This window comes from Thiomicrospira sp. WB1, from assembly GCF_001507535.1.
Classification (GTDB): domain Bacteria; phylum Pseudomonadota; class Gammaproteobacteria; order Thiomicrospirales; family Thiomicrospiraceae; genus Hydrogenovibrio.
The window spans coordinates 299266-318896 of the sequence record NZ_LQBN01000002.1 but is presented as its reverse complement, the minus strand read 5'-3'; the positions used below and the strand labels follow the sequence as shown (position 1 = coordinate 318896).

General features: G+C 53.6%; 14 protein-coding genes. 2 read left to right on the top strand and 12 right to left on the bottom strand.

The genetic code is table 11. The features are described 5' to 3' along the window. Nucleotides 1-116: 116 nt before the first annotated feature. From rbfA to dnaE, 10 genes are all read right to left on the bottom strand, one after another. A complete protein-coding gene (gene rbfA / locus AVO41_RS05880) occupies nt 117-488 on the bottom strand; it encodes a 30S ribosome-binding factor RbfA (protein ID WP_068584141.1) in 372 nt (123 codons plus the stop codon). 2 nt (nt 489-490) lie between these two features. Then, entirely contained in the window at nt 491-2986 is a 2496-nt protein-coding gene (infB, locus tag AVO41_RS05875) for a translation initiation factor IF-2 (protein ID WP_068584138.1), read from the bottom strand. Nucleotides 2987-3005: 19 nt separating this feature from the next. Beyond that, nucleotides 3006-4490, bottom strand: a complete 1485-nt coding sequence (nusA, locus tag AVO41_RS05870; protein WP_068584136.1) for a transcription termination factor NusA — start codon at nt 4488-4490, stop codon at nt 3006-3008. A 76-nt stretch (nt 4491-4566) separates the two neighbouring features. Continuing rightward, the gene (rimP, locus tag AVO41_RS05865) at nt 4567-5025 is read right to left on the bottom strand and encodes a ribosome maturation factor RimP (protein ID WP_068584133.1); all 459 of its coding nucleotides are present in this window, start codon (nt 5023-5025) and stop codon (nt 4567-4569) included. Nucleotides 5026-5293: 268 nt separating this feature from the next. Further along, on the bottom strand, nt 5294-5947 hold the full coding sequence (locus AVO41_RS05860) for a 3'-5' exonuclease (RefSeq protein ID WP_068584130.1): 654 nt from the start codon (nt 5945-5947) through the stop codon (nt 5294-5296). Next, a complete protein-coding gene (locus AVO41_RS05855; RefSeq protein WP_068584127.1) occupies nt 5947-7776 on the bottom strand; it encodes a putative nucleotidyltransferase substrate binding domain-containing protein in 1830 nt (609 codons plus the stop codon). Before AVO41_RS05855 ends, AVO41_RS05860 begins: the two co-directional genes overlap by 1 nt. 141 nt (nt 7777-7917) lie before the next feature. Further along, the gene (locus tag AVO41_RS05850; protein WP_068584122.1) at nt 7918-9534 is read right to left on the bottom strand and encodes a cation acetate symporter; all 1617 of its coding nucleotides are present in this window, start codon (nt 9532-9534) and stop codon (nt 7918-7920) included. A gap of 4 nt (nt 9535-9538) precedes the next feature. Beyond that, a complete protein-coding gene (locus tag AVO41_RS05845) occupies nt 9539-9751 on the bottom strand; it encodes a DUF485 domain-containing protein (RefSeq protein WP_068584119.1) in 213 nt (70 codons plus the stop codon). A gap of 215 nt (nt 9752-9966) precedes the next feature. Next, nucleotides 9967-11931 (bottom strand): acetate--CoA ligase, encoded by a 1965-nt coding sequence (acs, locus tag AVO41_RS05840; protein WP_068584116.1) that lies wholly within the window; start codon nt 11929-11931, stop codon nt 9967-9969. 170 nt (nt 11932-12101) lie between these two features. Beyond that, on the bottom strand, nt 12102-15593 hold the full coding sequence (dnaE, locus tag AVO41_RS05835; RefSeq protein WP_068584113.1) for a DNA polymerase III subunit alpha: 3492 nt from the start codon (nt 15591-15593) through the stop codon (nt 12102-12104). A 160-nt stretch (nt 15594-15753) separates the two neighbouring features. Here dnaE and aat point away from each other — a divergent pair, with 160 nt between their 5' ends. Both aat and infA read left to right on the top strand, forming a co-directional pair. Then, on the top strand, nt 15754-16533 hold the full coding sequence (gene aat, locus AVO41_RS05830; protein WP_068584110.1) for a leucyl/phenylalanyl-tRNA--protein transferase: 780 nt from the start codon (nt 15754-15756) through the stop codon (nt 16531-16533). Nucleotides 16534-16618: 85 nt separating this feature from the next. Beyond that, the gene (gene infA / locus AVO41_RS05825; protein ID WP_068584107.1) at nt 16619-16837 is read left to right on the top strand and encodes a translation initiation factor IF-1; all 219 of its coding nucleotides are present in this window, start codon (nt 16619-16621) and stop codon (nt 16835-16837) included. 127 nt (nt 16838-16964) lie between these two features. On the opposite strand, the gene clpA is transcribed toward infA, so the two are convergent. Next, nucleotides 16965-19232, bottom strand: coding sequence for an ATP-dependent Clp protease ATP-binding subunit ClpA (gene clpA, locus AVO41_RS05820; RefSeq protein ID WP_068584104.1), 2268 nt, complete (start codon nt 19230-19232; stop codon nt 16965-16967). After that, nucleotides 19233-19547, bottom strand: coding sequence for an ATP-dependent Clp protease adapter ClpS (gene clpS / locus AVO41_RS05815; RefSeq protein WP_068584101.1), 315 nt, complete (start codon nt 19545-19547; stop codon nt 19233-19235). Nucleotides 19548-19631: the final 84 nt, after the last annotated feature.

The following is a 19631-nucleotide window of genomic DNA, read 5'->3' as shown; positions in this document are numbered from 1 at the left end:
CCTCAAACGATCGAAAAACTGTCCTCGCTTTCCCTTTCGGCTCGCTACGATCGCTCAAACCCGACAGGCTCCTAGAAACCCAAACAAAAATCGACCAGGCCTGGTCGATTTTGAATTTAAGAGCGGTGCAACGCTTTCTGAATGAGCGCTTCGATGTGGCTGGCGTTTTCCGCCACCGTGTCATAAAAGAAGCGCACTTCGGGCGTCAAACGCAGTTTCATGCGTTTGCCGATTTCGGAACGGAAAAAGCCTTTGGCTTTCTCCAGCGCCTGCTGCGCTTCCTGAGCGGCGGGTTCGTCCTGATTGACCCCGATCAGGGTGTAGTACACCGTCACGATCGCCAGGTCCCGCGAAATCTTGCATTCGGTCAGTGTGACCTGCTGCAAGCGCGGATCCTTGGTTTCCTGAGTCAGAATTTCACTCAGGGTCTTTCGGATTTCACCGGCCACCCGTTGAGGGCGGCTCACACCTTGCTGAGGTTGCTTCATGCTCAATCCAGTGTCCGTTTCACTTCAACGCGCTCGTAGACCTCAATCTGGTCACCGACTTTCACGTCGTTGTAGTCTTTCACACCGATCCCACACTCGATGCCCTGACGCACTTCCATGACATCGTCTTTGTAACGACGCAGGGATTCGAGCGCACCTTCGTAGATCACCACGTTGTCACGCAGCACACGAATCGGGTTGTTGCGTTTGACCACGCCCTCGGTCACCATACAACCGGCGATCATGCCGATTTTCGGTGCCTTGAACACATCACGCACGTCCGCCACACCGACAATGTCTTCACGATAATCCGGTGACAGCTTGCCTTCGATGGCACGTTTGACCTCGTCAACGATCTCATAGATTACGCTGTAATACTTGAGGAAAATGCCTTCGTTTTCGATGACGCGCTTGGCTTTGGCGTCCGCACGGACGTTGAAGCCGAAGATCAGCGCATCCGAGGCCAGTGCCAGGTTGGCATCGGTCTCGGAGATACCGCCCACACCGGAGGAAATCACCGACACTTTGACTTCGTCGTTGGACAGTTTCACCAGCGCGTCAACAATGGCTTCAATCGAACCCTGTACGTCCGCTTTGAGGATGATGTTCACATTCTGAACCTCACCTTCTTCCATGCGGTTGAACATGTTGTCCAGTTTGGCTTTCTGCTGACGGGCAATCTTCTTCTCTTTGTGCTTGCTCTGACGGAACATGGCCACTTCACGTGCTTTACGCTCGTTTTCAACGGTGATCATGTCGTCACCGGCCACGGGCACGCCCGACAAGCCGAGAATCTCGACCGGCATGGAAGGCCCGGCTTCCTTGACCTGCTGACCGGATTCGTTGGTCAGAGCACGGACGCGGCCATACTCCATGCCACACAGAGCAATGTCGCCTTTTTTCAGGGTGCCGGCCTGAACCAATACGGTGGCCACGGGACCGCGGCCTTTGTCCAGACGGGATTCAACCACCACGCCTTTGGCTGGCCCATCAACAGGCGCTTCCAGTTCCAGAATTTCGGATTGAAGCAGAATCGCATCCAGCAAGGCATCGATGCCTTCACCGGTTTTGGCCGACACCGGCACAAACTGAACGTCCCCGCCCCAGTCTTCCGGGACCACTTCTTCGGACACCAGCTCCTGCTTAACGCGGTCCGGGTTGGCGCCTTCCTTATCCATTTTGTTGATCGCGACGACCATGCCCAGACCGGCGGCCTTGGCGTGCTGGATCGCTTCTTTGGTCTGCGGCATTACGCCATCATCGGCAGCGACCACAATCACGACCACGTCCGTTACCTTCGCCCCACGCGCACGCATGGCAGTAAAGGCTTCGTGACCCGGGGTATCGATGAAGGTTACGCCGCCGTGCCCGGTTTCAACATGGTAGGCACCGATGTGCTGGGTGATCCCGCCGGACTCCCCGTGCGCCACCTTGGCTTCACGGATGTGATCCAGCAAAGAGGTTTTACCATGGTCAACGTGCCCCATAATGGTCACGACCGGCGAACGGTTAACGGTTTCGCCATCGTGCTCCTGGTTGACGACGTCGTCTTCCAGCTGGTTTTCATTCACCAGCACCGGCTTGTGCCCCATCTCTTCCACCACCAGTTCGGCGGTTTCCTGATCCAGCACCTGGTTGATGGTGACCATGTTGCCCATCGACATCATCAGCTTGATGACCTCAGCGGCTTTGACCGCCATCTTGTCGGCCAGATCGGACACCTTAATGGTTTCGCCCAGCTGCACTTCACGCACCTGTTTTTCAACCGGCTTCTGGAAGCCATGTTCGTTCTGCTGCGGTGCTTTTTTGTGCATGCCTTTGTGACGGCGACGCCCACGTGGGCGGTCATCGTCCAGAGCCAGGTTTTTACGACCGTGTTTCTGTTTGGGCTGCGGCTTGCCTTTCTTGCCTTTTGGCTCGTCCAGCTCCGCTTTGGCCGGTTTCTTCTTGTCTTTGTCCTTGTGACGCTTGTCAGCGGCACCGTCTTTTGCCTGCGCAGCCTCTTCGGCCTGAGCCATGGCGGCGGCGGCTTCTTCCGGCGTCGGTTCTTTGGCTTTACGCGGCTTCGGATTCTTCTGATAGGCCGCGGCCTGCGCCTGAATTGACTGAGGTTCTGACGCACTGGACGGCGCTGGCTGTGAGGCCGCCTGAGTCTCCTCCTGGCGATTCATTGGTTTTTCATCCACCAGTTCCGGCTGCTCATCTTCCGGTTTTTTCACGAACGTACGCTTTTTGCGCACCTCGACGTTGACCGTCCGTTTGCCCGCACCGGAAGACAGGTTCATTTTCTGTTTGCGCTTAAGGGTCATTTTTTTAGGCACCTCGGCCTTATCACCCTTTCGATTTTTGAAATGATCCAACAAGGTCATTTTTTCTTTGTCAGACAAAGAATCATCCGCGGTTTTTCCGGACACCCCTGCTTCTTCGAGCTGAGCCAACAGTTTCTCTGGTGAGACTTTCAGGGTTTCAGCAAATTGCTTGATTGATACTTGAGACATACGCTGGTGTCCTCCTACATTATTCGAACCAAGGAGCGCGGGCTTTCATAATCAGCTCACTCGCGGCTTCGGCATCCATTTCGACGATTTCCAGTAACTCATCCACACCTAGCTCGGCAAGGTCTTCCTGAGTCACAATGCCCTGCTCGGCCAGCTGCTGTGCCAGCTCGTCATTCATGCCTTCCAGGTTTTTTAAATCTTCCGCCGGCTCGGCCTGACTCACCTCTTCGCCAGCAATGGCCTGAGTCAGAAGGGCATCCTGAGCCCGGCTTTTGAGTTCGGTGACTAATTCTTCATCAAAACCATCAATCTCCAACATTTCTTCGGACGGGATGTAGGCCACTTCATCCAACGTGGTAAAGCCTTCATCCACCAGCACTTCTGCCAGTTCTTCGTCCACTTCCAGAGCATTGACGAACAGTGTTTTGATGGTTTCCGATTCGGTTTCGTGTTTTTCCGCCATGTCCGACTCGGTCATGACGTTCAGTTCCCAGCCGGTCAGCTCGGTGGCCAAACGGATGTTCTGGCCGTTTTTACCGATCGCCTGCGACAGTTGCTCGTCGTCCACCGCCAGATCCATGGTGTGCTTGTCTTCGTCCACCATGATCGAGGTGACTTCGGCCGGGGCCATGGCATTGATCACGAACTGGGCGTCGTTGGCGTCCCACAATACAATGTCAATGCGTTCACCGTGCAATTCATTGGTCACAGCCTGCACACGGCCGCCACGCATGCCGACGCAGGCACCAATCGGATCCAGTCTCGGATCGTTGGCTCGCACCGCCACTTTGGCGCGCAACCCAACATCACGCGCCGCACTCATGATATCGATCAGATCGTCACCGATTTCCGGCACTTCGATCTTGAACAATTCAATCAGCATTTCTTTACAAGCACGTGACATCACAATCTGTGGGCCACGGGTTTTGTACGACACTTCCTGCACGTAGGCACGAACACGCTCACCCAACTTGAAGGTTTCGCGATTAATCAGTTCATTACGAGGAATGATCGCGTCCACGTTGTCACCCAAGTCCAGGATCACATCACCACGATCCATGCGTTTGACCTGGCCGGTCAAAATCTCGCCCACGCGCTTTTCGTAATCTTCAACGATCTTTTTACGCTCGGCTTCGCGCACCTTCTGAATAATGACCTGCTTGGCGGTTTGGGCACCGATGCGACCGAATTCAAGGGATTCAATCGGCTCTTCGATGAACTGACCCGGCTCAATGTGCGGTTCAATGTCCACGGCGTCCATGTGGCGCAGATACCAACCGACATGGTCTTCGATTTCCACATCGTCCTCGATCACTTCCCAGCGACGGAAGGTGTCGTAATCACCGCTTTCACGGTCAATGGACACGCGCACATCAATTTCATCATTGTGGCTTTTGCGTGTCGCCGTGGCGAGCGCCGCCTCGATTGCGTCAAAAATAATTTCTTCGTCCACGCCCTTTTCATTGGACATGATTTCAACGACAGCTAAAACTTCCTTACTCATGGTTGCATCCTCAAAACGGGAATCGGCTTGAGCGCCGATTTGTTCCTACCTTTATCCTGAATTCGTTTGTTTGGTATCAAAAAACCGGGACCACATTCGCCTTTTCAATCATCTCGAACGGGATGTCGTAGGCTTCGTTGTCCACTTCGACGACAATGCCGTCATCACTGACTTCTGTCATCACGCCTTTAAAGCGCTTGCGCCCCAATATTTCTCCCGAGGCGCGAACCTGGACCGTTTGCCCCTGATAAGCCGAAAACTGAGTTGGCTTAAACAGAGGGCGATCCATTCCCGGGGAGGAAATTTCCAGCATGTACGCGCTCTGAATCGGGTCTTCCACGTCCAGCAGGGCACTGATCTGATGACTGACTTCGCCACAATCGTCCACCGTCACCCCTTCCTCACCGGGGCGGTCGATGTAAATGCGCAAGGTTGATTGTTTGCCCGCGGGGATGTATTCCAGCCCCCAAAGCTCAAACCCCAACATTTCAACGGTCGGGGCAACCAGTTCGGCCATTTTCTGTTCCAGTGACACCTATTTTCCTCGGCTGCGGTTTTATTGGATTTCAAAAACAAAAAACCCCGTAAAAACGGGGTTTTTAAACAAAAGCCACGTCTGATGCGCTGGATTCAACGCGATCATTTAAGCAACGTGACTTAGAATGATTTAAAAAACTGACGCGATTATAGTCATAAGCCCGGCTGCTGTCAAGCTTCTGACCCAGTGTCCGCAATGCGCTCATCGGTACAGCGCCCCGCTCTCGCTCAGTGAAACGGAGTTTAGCAAACCCCAAAGCCAGCCTTCAAGTAAGGGAGACAGGCCCTTTTTCTTTCTTGATGGCTTTTAGATGGCGCAATTTGACATACATCATCGCCGTCATCAGGGCATCATTAAACGCGTCGTGCTGTCCCAGGCCCGGCAGCTCCAGGCGTTCGCGGATGGCTTGAAAGCTTAAATCAAACACCTCGTGTTCCGGCTGCAGCCAGGGCTGGTGAAACAGATCGGTGTACAACTCGGAAATATCCGTCTGCCGATTCGGCAGGGGAATGCCCAGCATGGGCCGGATCAGACGATTCACCATGGCGACATCAAACTCGAGGTAATACCCCACCAGCGGTCGGCTGCCCACAAAGCGCAAAAACCAATGCGCCGCCTCCTCTGGGGCCAAACCTTCTGACAGGTCCATGTTGCGCAATCGATGAATCACAATGCTGTCGCCCTGCACGGTCTGCTCAGGCCGAAAAGTCAGATTCAACGACTCGCTCGTACAAATTTCATGGCCCCGTATTTTGATCGCACTCAGGGAAATGATGCTGTCCTTTTTCGGGTCCAGCCCAGTGGTTTCGCAATCGAAGCACACCACGTCATCATCCGGTGGCGGGTCAAACAGGTGGGCATATTGTGGCGTTTTCAAACGCTTTTTTAACCAGGCCTGGTGAATTCGTTGCCAGAACATCAATAATTTTCCAACTTAAAGTGTTGCTCAATCACTTTTTTGAACTGGTTGACCACACCAAAGGCTTCTTTGAGCAGATCCTGCTGAAAATGGCTGAGCTCGTCGGTTTCAATGCGGTTATCCACCGCTTTGCCCTGCATTTTTTTGTGCAGCATCGCCTGCAGACGCAAGGTGTTCAAAAAGTTCAGCGTTTCCCCCAGCTCGATGCCAAAGGCTTCGCTGAAGACCCCGGCGTCCATGAGTTTGCGAATGCGCCAGTGGGTATTGGTCGGTTCAATCCGCCCCTCCAGAGCCAGACAGCGAATACCATGCACAATGGGAAAAATGCCGCCCTTTTTGATGTCAATGCTGTGCCCGGCGTCTTTTTGAGTGATCAGACGACCGAACAGGCCAATGGGCGTTTCAAACTGAGACACACTGAGCGCGAAATGCGGCAAAAACATCGGGCGTTTTTCCACCTGTTGCCACAGTGCCTCTTTCAAGTCCTCGAGACGCTGTGCCTCCCCACGAACCACTTGCGCATCAAACAGAATGGCCAACGCCATAAACCCGTCTTCACTCGGGTCGTCAAACCACTGAATCAGTTTTTGGCGCCACTGCTGTTCACTCAAACACCATTCAGGGTTGGACAGCATGATATTGCCGGGACAAGGCGGAAAGCCAAGCTCGATCAGCTTCTGATTAAAGTGCTCACAGAATGCCATCAAGCCATCCCGGGAAAGATGATCGGGGAAGATCACCGCATTGTCCTGATCGGTACGCACCACCTGTTCCGAACGGCCTTCACTGCCCATGACCACATAAGTCACATCGTCAAACCGACCGTCCTCATCCAACAGCGACCACAATTTGGCTTGAAGCTTGCGGTGTAACTCATTGACTAATTTGGCAATGTAGTGGGTTTTGACCCCTTTGTTGCTCAGCCCGGCGACCAGCTGATCAATCTGAGTCACCACTTGCTTGAGATCGTCAAAGGTTTCCGCCCGCTCCAGTGTCAGCATCACCAGACCGGACTGGTTGGCAAACAGACTCATGAGTTCTTTCTGATGCAACACGCCTTTCAGCGTCTGACCGTCACGTACCACCAAACGATCCACACCGTAACGGGTCATTTTCAGCAATGCGTTGAACAGAAAATCACCCTGATTGATGGTAATGACCGGAAAAGTGGCCAATTCCCCCACCGGGCTCTGCAGATCAAAGGACTCCAAAGCCAGTCCACGCAACAGGTCGGAGGCGGTGACAATGCCGACCTGGTCATGATGGTGGACCACACAGGCATCGCTCTGTTGCGCTTGCATTTTTTCCACACAGGCCTGGATCCCAGTGGCCCCGTTCACTTCGATCAAGGCATGCAAGGGCGCGATGCTGACCGCATCCATCATGGCTTCACTTGAGGATTCTTCCTGCAACTGGCGGTGAAACTGGCTCAGCTTCTGGGTAATGTCGTGAAAATAAAAGGCTTCGAAGGCATTGTTGCTGTGCAATAGCGTTTCAAACACGGAAAACGGCAGTCGGTAAGCCACGGTTTCTTCCAGCGCCCGATAAACCAAATGGGCATTCTGATCCAGCAAACTGGAGGCCCCAAATGCCGCATGCACCCCATAAAGACCGCATTGCGCGGATTCATCACTCTGGTGACATTCTGAAACCCGTCCTTTGATGACCAGGTACAGATACGCCGAACCTTGGCGGTTCAGTGGAATCTGAGCGTCCTGCGGAAAATACACCACATCCAGGGCATCCGCCGCTTGCGCCAATTCGGTTTCGTTCAAGCGGTCAAAGGGCAGCACCTGCGTTAAATAAGCCAATGTGTCTTGATCGGCCATACATCGCTCCTTGTCATTTTGATGTCGGCACCGTAAACCGATGCCGACATCAGAATGACAATCTTTCCCTTCGTCGGGAAACTGTCACAAAAAAGGGGCCCGAAAGCCCCTTAACGTTCAATCATTCATCAACGGCGAGGCTTACTTGCCATGAGCCTGTTGCATGAATTCTTCGGTGCGCCCCTGATCACTGGTCATCATGGCAACCACAACGGTCACAACAACAGCCAATGGCACAGAGAACAGCGCTGGGTTCACCAGAACCGGAACGCCGGCCACGTCACTCATGCCGAAGAAACGGGCAAACGTCAGGATCAATGACGCCACCAGACCAACGGCCATACCGATGACCACAGCTTGGCTGGTCAGGCGCTTCCACCAAACGGCAAACACCAGAGCTGGCGCAAAGGTGGACGCTGCAATACCAAAACACATGGCTACCAGCATGGCAACGTTCTGCTCTTTCAACCAAAGAGACATCAGAATCGCCATCACCGCCAACACACCGGCACCGATCTTGGCAAAGCGAACGCGCTGTTCATCGGTACTGGCCGGGTTGATCACACCGGCATACAAGTCATGCGACAAACTGGTGGTTGCGGCAATCAACAGCCCTGCTGACGTACTCAGCATCGCCGCCATCGCACCGGCTGCAATCACACCCAGTAGGATCTGACCACCGATCATGTCGCCCAGCATTGGCATGGTCATGTTTTTAGCCACACCGGCTTTGCCTTCGGCCAGCAACGAAACCAACTCAGGATAAAGTGCATACATCGCGATCACACCCACAAAGAAGATGCTGCCGTAGAAAATCGCCAGACCCCAGATGGTGATCTCAGCGGATTTACGCGCACTCTTGGCGTTGGAGACCGTATAGAAACGGATCAGGATGTGAGGCAAGCCCAGTACACCCAGGAACAGAGCCAAAATCAAACTGGCATTGTCCATGAGGCTGCGCAACTGCACGCCCGGGGTGATGGCACTGGCCGCTTCCGGCATAATACCGCGTACGGTGTCCACAGCTTGGGCACTTTCCGCCGTCGTCATCCCGGCAATCGCGCTCACGGCTTCCGGTGAACCGGCTGCCAGATGCGGTGGCACCATGTCTTTGCCTTGCGTCACGATTTCGATGGGGTTACCGCCGAAAATCAGAATGGTGCCAAAAACCAACAGGAAGATCATGGCCACGAACAAAATCGCGCCCTGAATCGCCTGGTTGTAACTGGTCCCTTTCATGCCCCCCATGATCACGAAAATCGCCATTAGCACACCGGCCGCCAGAACGGTCAGGGTGTAAGGCAGATCCAGCAACAGGGCAAACAAGTGGCCTGCACCAACCATTTGCGGAATCAGATACATCACCGCCAAGGTAATGGTGGAGAGCATGGCCACAATACGGATGTTGCGCTCGGCACTGTCATAGCGCGAAATCAACACATCGGCCACGGTGTACTGACCCACGTTTTTCAAAGGCCCGGCAATGATCAGCAGTACCACGATCCACGCAGCAAAGAAACCAATCGCCAGCCACCAGCCGTCGATCCCCATCAGTGCAACCGCACCGGCCACACCAAGGAAACTCGCCGCACTGGCATAGTCACCGAACATCGCCATCCCGTTCACGCGAGGCGAAATCCCGCCACCGGCCACATAAAAGTTGGCCGTCGAACGGGTGGAGCGACGATGGTAATAACTGATAAATAAAGACAGGGCAATCCCGAGGACAACCACAATCAAAGCGACTAAATTTTCCATGAGATTACTGCTCCTCCTCGGTCATTTTGTTCAAATACAAACGGGTAATGACCACACCGGAGATAATGATCACCAAACCGCCCCAAATGGCCAAAGGCAAGCCCAGAACTTCCATCGCGGCAATGTCCTTGAACGTGGCGGACGTCATCAACGCCACCCCGAAATAAAGCACGGTGTAAATGGCCAGCAAAATCGTAGCAAACCGTCTTGCACTCATTTGACACCTCCTTGAAGCCGGATTCGGCTTGGCATGCGACGACCGGCGATGGTCCCCGCAAACTGGTTATGTTGGTTGGAATGCATCCAATCCTCCTCTCATCGTTAGCAAAAAGCCCTGAAACAGGGCCTCACTTTGAAACCAACCGACCTGTTTTTGACCAGGCCTGGTTAATTTCGAACATGGTAGACAATTTTATGCCTTTTGCGTATTAATTATTTATGGGACTGCATAAACTCATCTAGGATGCCCGGATCCTCCAGCGTGGAGACATCCGAGTGAATTTCTTCCCCTTTGGCAATCGAGCGCAGCAAACGGCGCATGATCTTACCGGAACGGGTTTTGGGCAGGTTGCTGCCGAAACGGATGTCGTCCGGTTTGGCAATGGGCCCGATTTCTTTGGCCACGTGGTTACGGAGCTCCTGCACCAATTGCTGACGCGCTTCACCCTCTTTTGGGATGTCCATATCGAGCACGGCGAAGGCAAACACGGATTCGCCTTTGACATCATGCGGTTTGCCCACCACGGCCGCTTCGGCAATGTGGGAATGTGACACCAGTGCGGATTCAATTTCCATGGTACCCAGACGGTGACCGGACACGTTCAGCACGTCATCGATGCGGCCCATGATCCAGAAGTTACCGTCTTCGTCCAGGTGTGCACTGTCCCCGACCACATAATATTTGTTGTCGAACATGGCGAAATAGGTGTCGACAAAGCGTTTGTCGTCGCCCCAGATGGTGCGCAGCATGGACGGCCAGGGCTTGCGGATCACCAGATAGCCGCCTTCGCCATGGGTCAGTTCCACGCCCTCTTCGTCCACAATGTGGGCATCAATGCCGGGCAGCGGCTTGGTACAGGACCCCGGCTTCAATTCGGTCACACCGGGCATCGGTGCGATCATGTTGGCACCGGTTTCGGTCTGCCACCAGGTGTCCACGATCGGACATTCACCGCGACCGATCACGTCGTGGTACCACATCCAGGCTTCCGGGTTGATCGGTTCACCCACAGTGCCCAACAGACGCAGACGGCTCAGGTCATACTGTTCCGGCAGATCCTTGCCAAATTTCATCAGCGCACGAATCGCGGTGGGCGCGGTATAGAAGACCGACACGCCGTGATCCTGACAGACCTGCCAGAAACGTCCGGCATCGGGGTAGGTGGGCACGCCTTCAAACATCACCTGAGTGGCGCCCACTGACAGAGGGCCATAAGCGACATACGTATGACCGGTAATCCAGCCGACGTCGGCGGTACACCAGAAAACGTCGTCGTCTTTCAGGTCAAACACCCATTCATTGGTAATGTGCGCGTTGAGCAGATACCCACCAGTGCTGTGCTGGATGCCTTTAGGTTTGCCAGTGGAACCGGAGGTGTACAGCAAAAACAGCGGGTGTTCGGAATCGACCATGACGGGATCATGGTAATTGCTCATGCCAGCAATCGCGTCGTGCCAGGTCATGTCACGATCCGCTTTCATGGCCACTTGGGTATCCGTGCGCTCATAAACGATCACTTTGCGCACCGTATCGCCGCCTTTTTCCAGGGCATCGTCCACCGCTTTTTTCAATGGCAGTTCTTTGCCACCGCGCACACTGGCATTGGCCGTAATCACCATTTTTGCACTGGCGTCTTCAATCCGGTCTCTCAGGGCTTCGGCAGAGAAGCCGCCAAAGACCACCGAGTGAATCGCACCAATGCGCGCACAGGCCTGCATGGCAAAGACCGCCTGAGGAATCATCGGCATGTAGATCACCACACGATCCCCCTTTTCAATGCCCTGCGCCGTCAGCGCATTGGCAAAACGCGACACATGATCGTGTAATTCTTTATAGGTGTACTGCTCAACGTGCCCGTCATCGGTCTCAAAGATAATGGCCAGCTTGTCTTCTTTTTCGGCCAGATGACGATCGATACAGTTATAGGAGGCGTTCAGTTCCCCATCGGCAAACCACTTGTAAAAAGGCGGGTTGCTGTCATCCAACCCTTGAGTAAAGGGTTTGGACCATTCCAGCTTGTCCTTGGCCAGGTCACACCAGAACCCTTCGTAATCCTCATCCGCTTTCTTTTTAAGCGCCTGATACGTGGCCTCATCCACGTTTGCCTGTTGCTTAAAGGCATCCGTGGGTTGAAAGACCCGTTCTTCTTTCAGGATGGATTCGATATTGTTCGACATGGACGTCTCCTGTTTTGCATTTTGGGGATGGGAAGTCACCGGCTCAAAAGCACCCAAACGGGCACTCAAACGGGCCGGCCCATAAATGGCACCTATTCTAATGGTTAAGCCAAAACAATAGGAATAAAATTCTTTTATTTAAGTGTTTTTGCACCCGATTTCCGGCAGAACTATTTGATCACGACTTTCGGTTGCCAGCCGCTGGCATCCAACCACTCAATCAACGCATCATCCGGAGCATAGCGCCCGACCGATTTCATTTGCACCCAGGCCTGGTCATTTTCATAATCCACCACCACGGGCAACCCGGCCGGCTGCTCAGGATCCTCTTCACGCTGATAATGTCCCAGTACCGTGGCCAATTCATGCACGACGGACTCGGTCAAAGGCATGCTTGGTCGAATCTTAATGCCTTTGGCACGCTCCTGACGGGATTCAGCCAGTGTCACCACCTGCTCGGCATCGATTTTGATGCCACCGTTAAAGGTGTCTTCACTGACCTCGCCATGGATCAATACCACGGCATCGGGCACCAATATCTCCCGGCAGCCTTCAAACACATTGGGACGCAACACCACTTCCACGCGTGCCGTTTGATCATCAATGGCCGCAAACCCCATACGGCTTCCGGATCGGGTCACTTTGCTGCGTGCCGCCACAACCAGCCCGGCGACCCAGACTTTTTTCCACTTCTCCGGTCGCAGTGACTTGAGATCCTGATCCACCAGGTCCGCTAACTCTTTGCGATAAATCTCAATGGGATGACCGGTCATGTACAAGCCCAACGTATCCTTTTCGCCTTTCAGGCGCTTCTTCTGTGACATCTCACTAACGGCCACCAGCTCGTCGGCATTTTCCGCTTCAAACGACAGCGCATCACCGAACAAATCACTTTGGCCAGCTTCTTCATCCTTTTGTTTTTGTTCAGCTTTCTGTAAAGCATTGGGCACAGTGGACAACATGGCCTGACGATTGTCATGCAAGCTGTCCAACGCACCACTCAAGATCAGTGCTTCAAGCACCCGGCGGTTGAGCTTGCGGTTGGAACGCGCGCACAGATCAAACAAACCGGTATAAGGCCCATTGGCCTTGCGCTCCGCGATCACGCCTTCCAGTGCCGCTTCGCCGACTCCTTTGATTGCCCCCAGGCCATAACGAACGGTCTTTTCCCCACGCACGGCCTTGAAATGAATCTCGCCCAGATTAATGTCGGGCTGCATCACCTCAATGCCCATGGCCTGACATTCATTGACCATGTGCACCACTTTGTCGGTGTTGTCCATGTCCGACGAAATCTGCGCCGCCATAAATTCAGCAGGGTAGTGTTTTTTCAGCCAGGCCGACTGATATGACACCAGTGCGTAGGCAGCAGAATGCGACTTGTTGAAACCGTAACCGGCAAACTTTTCTACCAGATCGAAAATTTTCATGGCCAGATCGCCATCGATGCCATTGGCCTCGGCGCCTTCTTTGAACACCGAGCGCTGCTTGGCCATTTCTTCCGGCTTTTTCTTACCCATGGCCCGGCGCAGCATGTCCGCTTTGCCCAGCGAATAACCGGCCAGAACCTGAGCAATCTGCATCACCTGCTCCTGATACAGGATAACCCCGTAAGTAGGCTCCAGAATCGGCTTGAGCAGTTCGTGCTGGTAGTTGGGGTCCGGGTAGGCGACTTTTTCCTTGCCATGCTTACGGTTGATGAAATTATCCACCATGCCCGATTCCAGTGGCCCGGGACGAAACAAAGCCACCAAAGCGATGATGTCTTCAAAACAGTCAGGCTTGAGGCGCACAATCAGGTTCTGCATGCCCGACGATTCGAGCTGAAACACCCCGGTGGTTTTACCGGTTTTGATCATGTCAAAGGTAGGCTGGTCATCCATGGGGATCGCATTGATGTCGACAAAGCCTTCGTCGCCCGGTGATTTACCTTCATTGATAAAGTGCAGAGCCCAATCGATGATGGTCAGGGTTCGCAGCCCCAAAAAGTCAAATTTGACCAGGCCTGCGGTTTCCACATCGTTTTTATCCAACTGGGTCACCACACTGGTGCCATCGGCTTCCGACAGCAACGGACAGAAGTGATCCAGTGGCTTGGGTCCGATGACCACCCCACCGGCGTGCTTACCGGTATTGCGCACCGTGCCTTCCAGCTTCAGCGCCAAATCCAACAGGGTTTGAACCTCTTCGTCCTGCTGATAACGCTGTTGCAGATCTTCTTCCTGGTCTAGCGCTTCCTGCAGCTTGATGCCCAGATCATTCGGCACCATTTTGGCAATGCTGTCGACCATGCCATAACTGTGGCCCAGCACCCGACCCACATCCCGGATCACCGCTTTGGCGGCCATGGTGCCAAACGTTACGATCTGGGAGACATGGTCCTGGCCGTATTGGCGGGCAACGTATTCGATGACCTCATCACGGCGCTCCATGCAGAAATCCACATCAAAGTCAGGCATCGAGACCCGTTCCGGGTTGAGGAAACGTTCGAACAGCAGGTCATACTGCAACGGGTCCAGATCGGTGATCTTCAGCGCATACGCCACCAATGAACCAGCCCCGGAACCGCGACCCGGCCCCACAGGTACACCGTGATCCTTGCCCCACTGAATGAAGTCAGCGACGATGAAAAAGTAGCCGGGAAAGCCCATCTGTAAAATGATGTCGAGTTCAAACTTCAGTCGTTCATCATAGGGCTTACGCCGTTCCGTCAATTCAGCCGGTGTCAGTTCCGGGAACAGGAATGCCAGACGCTCATCCAACCCCTTGCGGGATTCGGCAATGAAATACTCATCCATGGTCATGCCGTCGGGCACCGGAAAATCCGGCAGGAAATACGTGCCGAGGGTCAGAGAAACATTACAGCGTCGTGCGATTTCAACGGTATTCTCCAGCGCTTCGGGAATGTCTGCGAACAAGGCCTGCATTTCGTCACTGGTGCGAAAATACTGTTCATCCGAATAACGATGCGAGCGGTTCGGGTCCTCCAGCACCACCCCTTCATTGATGCAAACCCGCACCTCATGCGCATCAAAATCATCCGAGCGAGCAAAGCGGACATCATTGGTGGCCACCACTGGCAAATCGTAGCGTTCGGCTGCTTCCAATGCGGCGGCAATGTGAGCCTCTTCACCGGCTCGACCGGTACGCACCAGCTCCAGATAATAGCGGTCCGGAAACGTCTGCTGCCACCATTCAAGGCGCTTGGCCGCCAAATGAGGCTTTTGCGCGCTCATCGCCTGACCGACATCCCCGTGCAAATTGCCGGACAGAATAATCAACCCCTCATTGTAGCGGGCCAACCAATCCTGAGAAATCAGCGGTCTTTCTTCATGCCCCACCAATTTCTGGTTTTTGAGCCACGCCAGAGAAATCAGGTGGGACAAATTGAGGTAACCCTGATTGGTCTGGCAGAGACAGGTCACCTGAAAGGTTTCCTCTTCGGCGTTCTCCACCCATAGATCGGCCCCAATCAATGGTTTGATCCCCGCCGATTGAGCCGCGGAATAGAATTTGACCAGAGCAAACATATTCATCTGATCGGTCAGCGCCAACGCCGGTTGTTCCGAATCGGCCGCCAGCGTCACGGCCTCCTTCACCCTCAGTGTCGCATCGACAATGGAGTATTCGGAATGGGTATGCAAATGTACAAATGGCGCCATGCAGGTACTTTCCTCAGTGATACGCATCGGAGCGGTCGGTTTTCATGGGTTTTTGATCTGCATCAAACGATCACAGGCATTCAACCGACTTCTGGTTTAGAATGCACGTATTCTATGCGATTCCAGCAAAATTGAACAGGGAACAGACTGGGCTGACAGCATGCCGACCAAACCATTGAGCGCACCTTTTTGGCTGGACCCTCATCCAGTGGCTTTTCCGCCCACGCACCTGGCTCTGAACGAGCCGGATGGTCTGCTGGCGATTGGCGGCGACTTGACCAGTGAATGGCTGTTGAGTGCCTATCAAAAAGGCATTTTTCCCTGGTATGCGCACGACGACCCGATTTTGTGGTGGACCCCTAATCCACGCTCAGTGCTGTTCACCGACGCCATCCATCTCAGCAAATCACTCAAAAAACGATTACGCCAGGCACGTTTCGACGTCACATTCGACCAAGCCTTTACCGACGTACTTAAGGCCTGTGCTCATACCCCGCGCCCCGATCAGGACGGCACCTGGATTTTACCGGAAATGATGCAAGCCTATGAACGACTGCATCATCAGGGACATGCCCATTCGGTGGAGGTCTGGCAGGATTCAGTGCTGGTAGGCGGGCTGTATGGCGTCGCCATCGGACGGATGTTTTTTGGCGAGTCCATGTTCAGCCGTCACAGCGATGCGTCCAAACTGGCGCTGGTTGCTTTGTGCACGCAGTTACGGGAATGGGGGTTTCGCCTGATTGACACTCAGGTCGCCACCGACCACCTGCAGAGAATGGGGGCGAGGTTAGTCAGCCGGGAACTCTTTGAAAGCCTGTTAACCCAACAGATTCAGCAAAGTGCCCCCCCTGTCTGGTCTCTTTCTTCGAACTGGGCGCAAAATGCACTGACGTTCGCACATAACCAAACCACGCAAACCAGCCGTCCACCCGGCGCGTGACCGTCCAGTCATATCTATTTGAATTCAGGGTAGAAAGCGTCTATAATGCCGCTTTTCGTAATTTCAGGGGCGAAAGCTTAAGTCTATGTCAAAACAAGATGTCATTGAATTTGAAGGGGAAGTAATCGAAACCCTTCCGAATACCATGTTTAAAGTCCGATTGGAAAATGGGCATGAAATTTTGGCCCACATTTCAGGGCGCATGCGCAAAAACTACATTCGGATTCTGGCCGGTGACAAAGTCAAAGTGGAATTGACGCCTTACGACCTGACCAAAGGTCGCATTACCTACCGAGGCAAATAAGTCCCACCGGTTGGCCTTGCCGATCCGATTCCCCTGCACAAAAAAGCCGCTGAACTGACCAGGTCAGTTCAGCGGCTTTTTTATTTGTCCCAACCCCTTTGGAGACTCATGACACGGGCGCTCTCCACTACACACCGGCTTCTTCACGAACCGTCAGCACCAAATCGTCTTTTTTCGCTCCCACTTGCAGTGTATCCCCGGCTTGAAGGGCCTCTTTCAGCAACAAATCCGCCAAGGGTTTTTTGATTTTTTCCTGAACCAGTCGACGCATGGGGCGGGCGCCCATAATCGGATCATAACCCTCTCGAGCCAACCAGTCTCGCGCGGCATTGGTCAGCGACAGGCCGACCTTTCGCTCAGCCAGATTGTTTTCCAACTCGTACATAAACTTATCCACTACCTTGTGCATCACGGATGAAGACAGGCGATTAAACTGCACGACGGCATCCAAACGGTTACGGAACTCCGGGGTGAACACCTTTTTGAGTTCACTGTTGATGTCCAGGGTATGGTCCTGTTCGGTAAAGCCAATGCTGGTCCGACTGGCCATTTCCGCCCCCACATTCGACGTCATAATCAGAACGACATTGCGAAAATCCGCTTTACGCCCGTTGTTGTCGGTCAAGGTTCCATTGTCCATTACTTGCAACAACAAATTGAACACATCCGGGTGCGCCTTCTCGATTTCATCCAACAACACCACCGAGTGCGGATGTTTGCTCACCGCCTCTGTGAGCAAGCCGCCCTGATCAAAGCCAACATACCCTGGAGGAGCCCCAATCAGGCGGGACACCGAGTGCCGCTCCATGTATTCGGACATGTCATAGCGCAACAACTCAATTCCCAGGTGCTCGGCCAACTGACGCGTCAGTTCCGTCTTGCCCACACCGGTTGGGCCGGCAAACAAAAACGCACCGGTCGGACGATTGCCTTCCTGCAAGCCAGAACGCGCGAGCTTGATCGCGGTGGCCACCTGATGCACGGCGTCATCCTGACCAAACACCACATGCTTCAGGTTCGCTTCCAGATCCAGCACCGCTTCTTTTTCTTTTTGAGAAATCTGCGCCACAGGAATGCGCGCCATGTGCGCGACAATGCTTTGAATGTCGGCCACCGAAATTTGTTTTTTTCGCTTGGATTTGGGACGCAGTGCCTGCTTGGCGCCGGCTTCATCAATCACATCAATCGCTTTGTCCGGCAGATGCCGTTCGTTGATGTAGCGGGCGGATAATTCCACCGCTGATTTCAACGCTGGCAGGGTGTACTTAACCGCATGATGGTTTTCAAATTTGGATTTAAGGCCTTTTAGGATTTCATACGCTTCATTCTGAGTGGGCTCGGCCACATCGATTTTCTGAAACCGGCGCGCCAGTGCACGGTCCTTCTCAAAAATGCCCCGATATTCTTCATAAGTGGTGGCACCTATGCAGTGCAACCGCCCATTGGCCAGAGCAGGTTTCATCAGGTTAGACGCATCCAGTGCACCGCCCTGAACGGCCCCGGCACCGATGATGGTATGAATTTCATCAATAAACAGAATGGCCTGTTCATTTTGCTCCAACGCTTTCAGCAACGCTTTAAACCGTTTTTCAAAATCCCCACGGTAACGGGTGCCTGCCAACAACGCCCCCATATCCAGGCTGTAAATTTGTGCGGCCGCCAAACGGTCAGGCACCTGATCGTGCTCGACCTTCCAGGCAAGCCCTTCGGCCACTGCGGTTTTCCCGACTCCGGGCTCGCCAACCAGCAGAGGATTGTTCTTGCGTCGGCGACTTAACACTTCAAGGGTGCGCATCAACTCCCATTCACGACCAATAATCGGGTCCACACGCCCGGCCTGAACTTCGGCATTCAAATGCGTGGTGTACTGTGAGACCGGATCCGATTCAGCGTCGCCGTCGACGTTTTCGGTCTGGTCGGAAGTCGCGCCGGTATCGTCCGCAATAAACTCATCTTGCTGTTGAGCGGTCACACCATGAGAGATATAACTGAGCACATCAACACGCTCGACGCCATTGGACACCAACAGATAAACGGCCTGCGACTCCTGTTCAGAAAACAAAGAGCCAAGCACATGCAATCCGGTTACTTCCTTGTAACCATTGCTTTGTACCAGATAAATCGCACGCTCAATCACCCGCTGAAACGCCATGGTCGGCAAAAGCTCTTCGGTGTCAGGATGTCGAACCGGAGCAGCTTCGTCGGTTTCCAGATATTCCTCCAGTGCCAGCTCGATCGGCTGCACCTGTGCCCCGCACGCCATAATGGCTTCACGCACCTGCGGCAATCCCAGCAATTCCAGCAGCAGATGCTCAAGCGTGACATATTCATGCTCATATTCATTGGCCAGACTGAAGGCATTACTGAGCGTTAACTGCAATTCTTTACTCAACATTCAGGCCACCTCCAGATCGCATTCCAACGGGTGTTGATGTTCCCGTGCATAGTGTTTGACTTGCATCACTTTCATTTCAGCCACTTCGCGTGAATAAACCCCACAGGTGGCTTTGCCCTGAGTATGAACCGTCATCATAATGCTTTGCGCCTTATCACTGTCAATTTGAAAAAAACGCATCAGCACATCCACCACAAAATCCATCGGGGTAAAATCATCATTAAGCAGCACCACCTTATAGCGTTTGGGGGGCTTGGCCTTGGCGCGGAGCGGCTCCAAAACATCGGAACCGCTTGTTTGTGCATGTCGACTCATTAAGCTGCCTTATCAATTAAAGCGATCATTCTAATGCTTCCTTATTATAACGAAAAATGATCCTTTTCCGCAGCCTAAGGGGTT

What these genes read in the sequence shown, in the direction of transcription:
- rbfA (WP_068584141.1), bottom strand. Translation starts at nt 488, where the DNA reads ATGAAGCAACCTCAGCAAGGTGTGAGCCGCCCTCAACGGGTGGCCGGT.
- infB (WP_068584138.1), bottom strand. Translation starts at nt 2,986, where the DNA reads ATGTCTCAAGTATCAATCAAGCAATTTGCTGAAACCCTGAAAGTCTCA.
- nusA (WP_068584136.1), bottom strand. Translation starts at nt 4,490, where the DNA reads ATGAGTAAGGAAGTTTTAGCTGTCGTTGAAATCATGTCCAATGAAAAG.
- AVO41_RS05860 (WP_068584130.1), bottom strand. Translation starts at nt 5,947, where the DNA reads ATGTTCTGGCAACGAATTCACCAGGCCTGGTTAAAAAAGCGTTTGAAA.
- AVO41_RS05855 (WP_068584127.1), bottom strand. Translation starts at nt 7,776, where the DNA reads ATGGCCGATCAAGACACATTGGCTTATTTAACGCAGGTGCTGCCCTTT.
- AVO41_RS05850 (WP_068584122.1), bottom strand. Translation starts at nt 9,534, where the DNA reads ATGGAAAATTTAGTCGCTTTGATTGTGGTTGTCCTCGGGATTGCCCTG.
- AVO41_RS05845 (WP_068584119.1), bottom strand. Translation starts at nt 9,751, where the DNA reads ATGAGTGCAAGACGGTTTGCTACGATTTTGCTGGCCATTTACACCGTG.
- acs (WP_068584116.1), bottom strand. Translation starts at nt 11,931, where the DNA reads ATGTCGAACAATATCGAATCCATCCTGAAAGAAGAACGGGTCTTTCAA.
- dnaE (WP_068584113.1), bottom strand. Translation starts at nt 15,593, where the DNA reads ATGGCGCCATTTGTACATTTGCATACCCATTCCGAATACTCCATTGTC.
- aat (WP_068584110.1), top strand. Translation starts at nt 15,754, where the DNA reads ATGCCGACCAAACCATTGAGCGCACCTTTTTGGCTGGACCCTCATCCA.
- infA (WP_068584107.1), top strand. Translation starts at nt 16,619, where the DNA reads ATGTCAAAACAAGATGTCATTGAATTTGAAGGGGAAGTAATCGAAACC.
- clpA (WP_068584104.1), bottom strand. Translation starts at nt 19,232, where the DNA reads ATGTTGAGTAAAGAATTGCAGTTAACGCTCAGTAATGCCTTCAGTCTG.
- clpS (WP_068584101.1), bottom strand. Translation starts at nt 19,547, where the DNA reads ATGAGTCGACATGCACAAACAAGCGGTTCCGATGTTTTGGAGCCGCTC.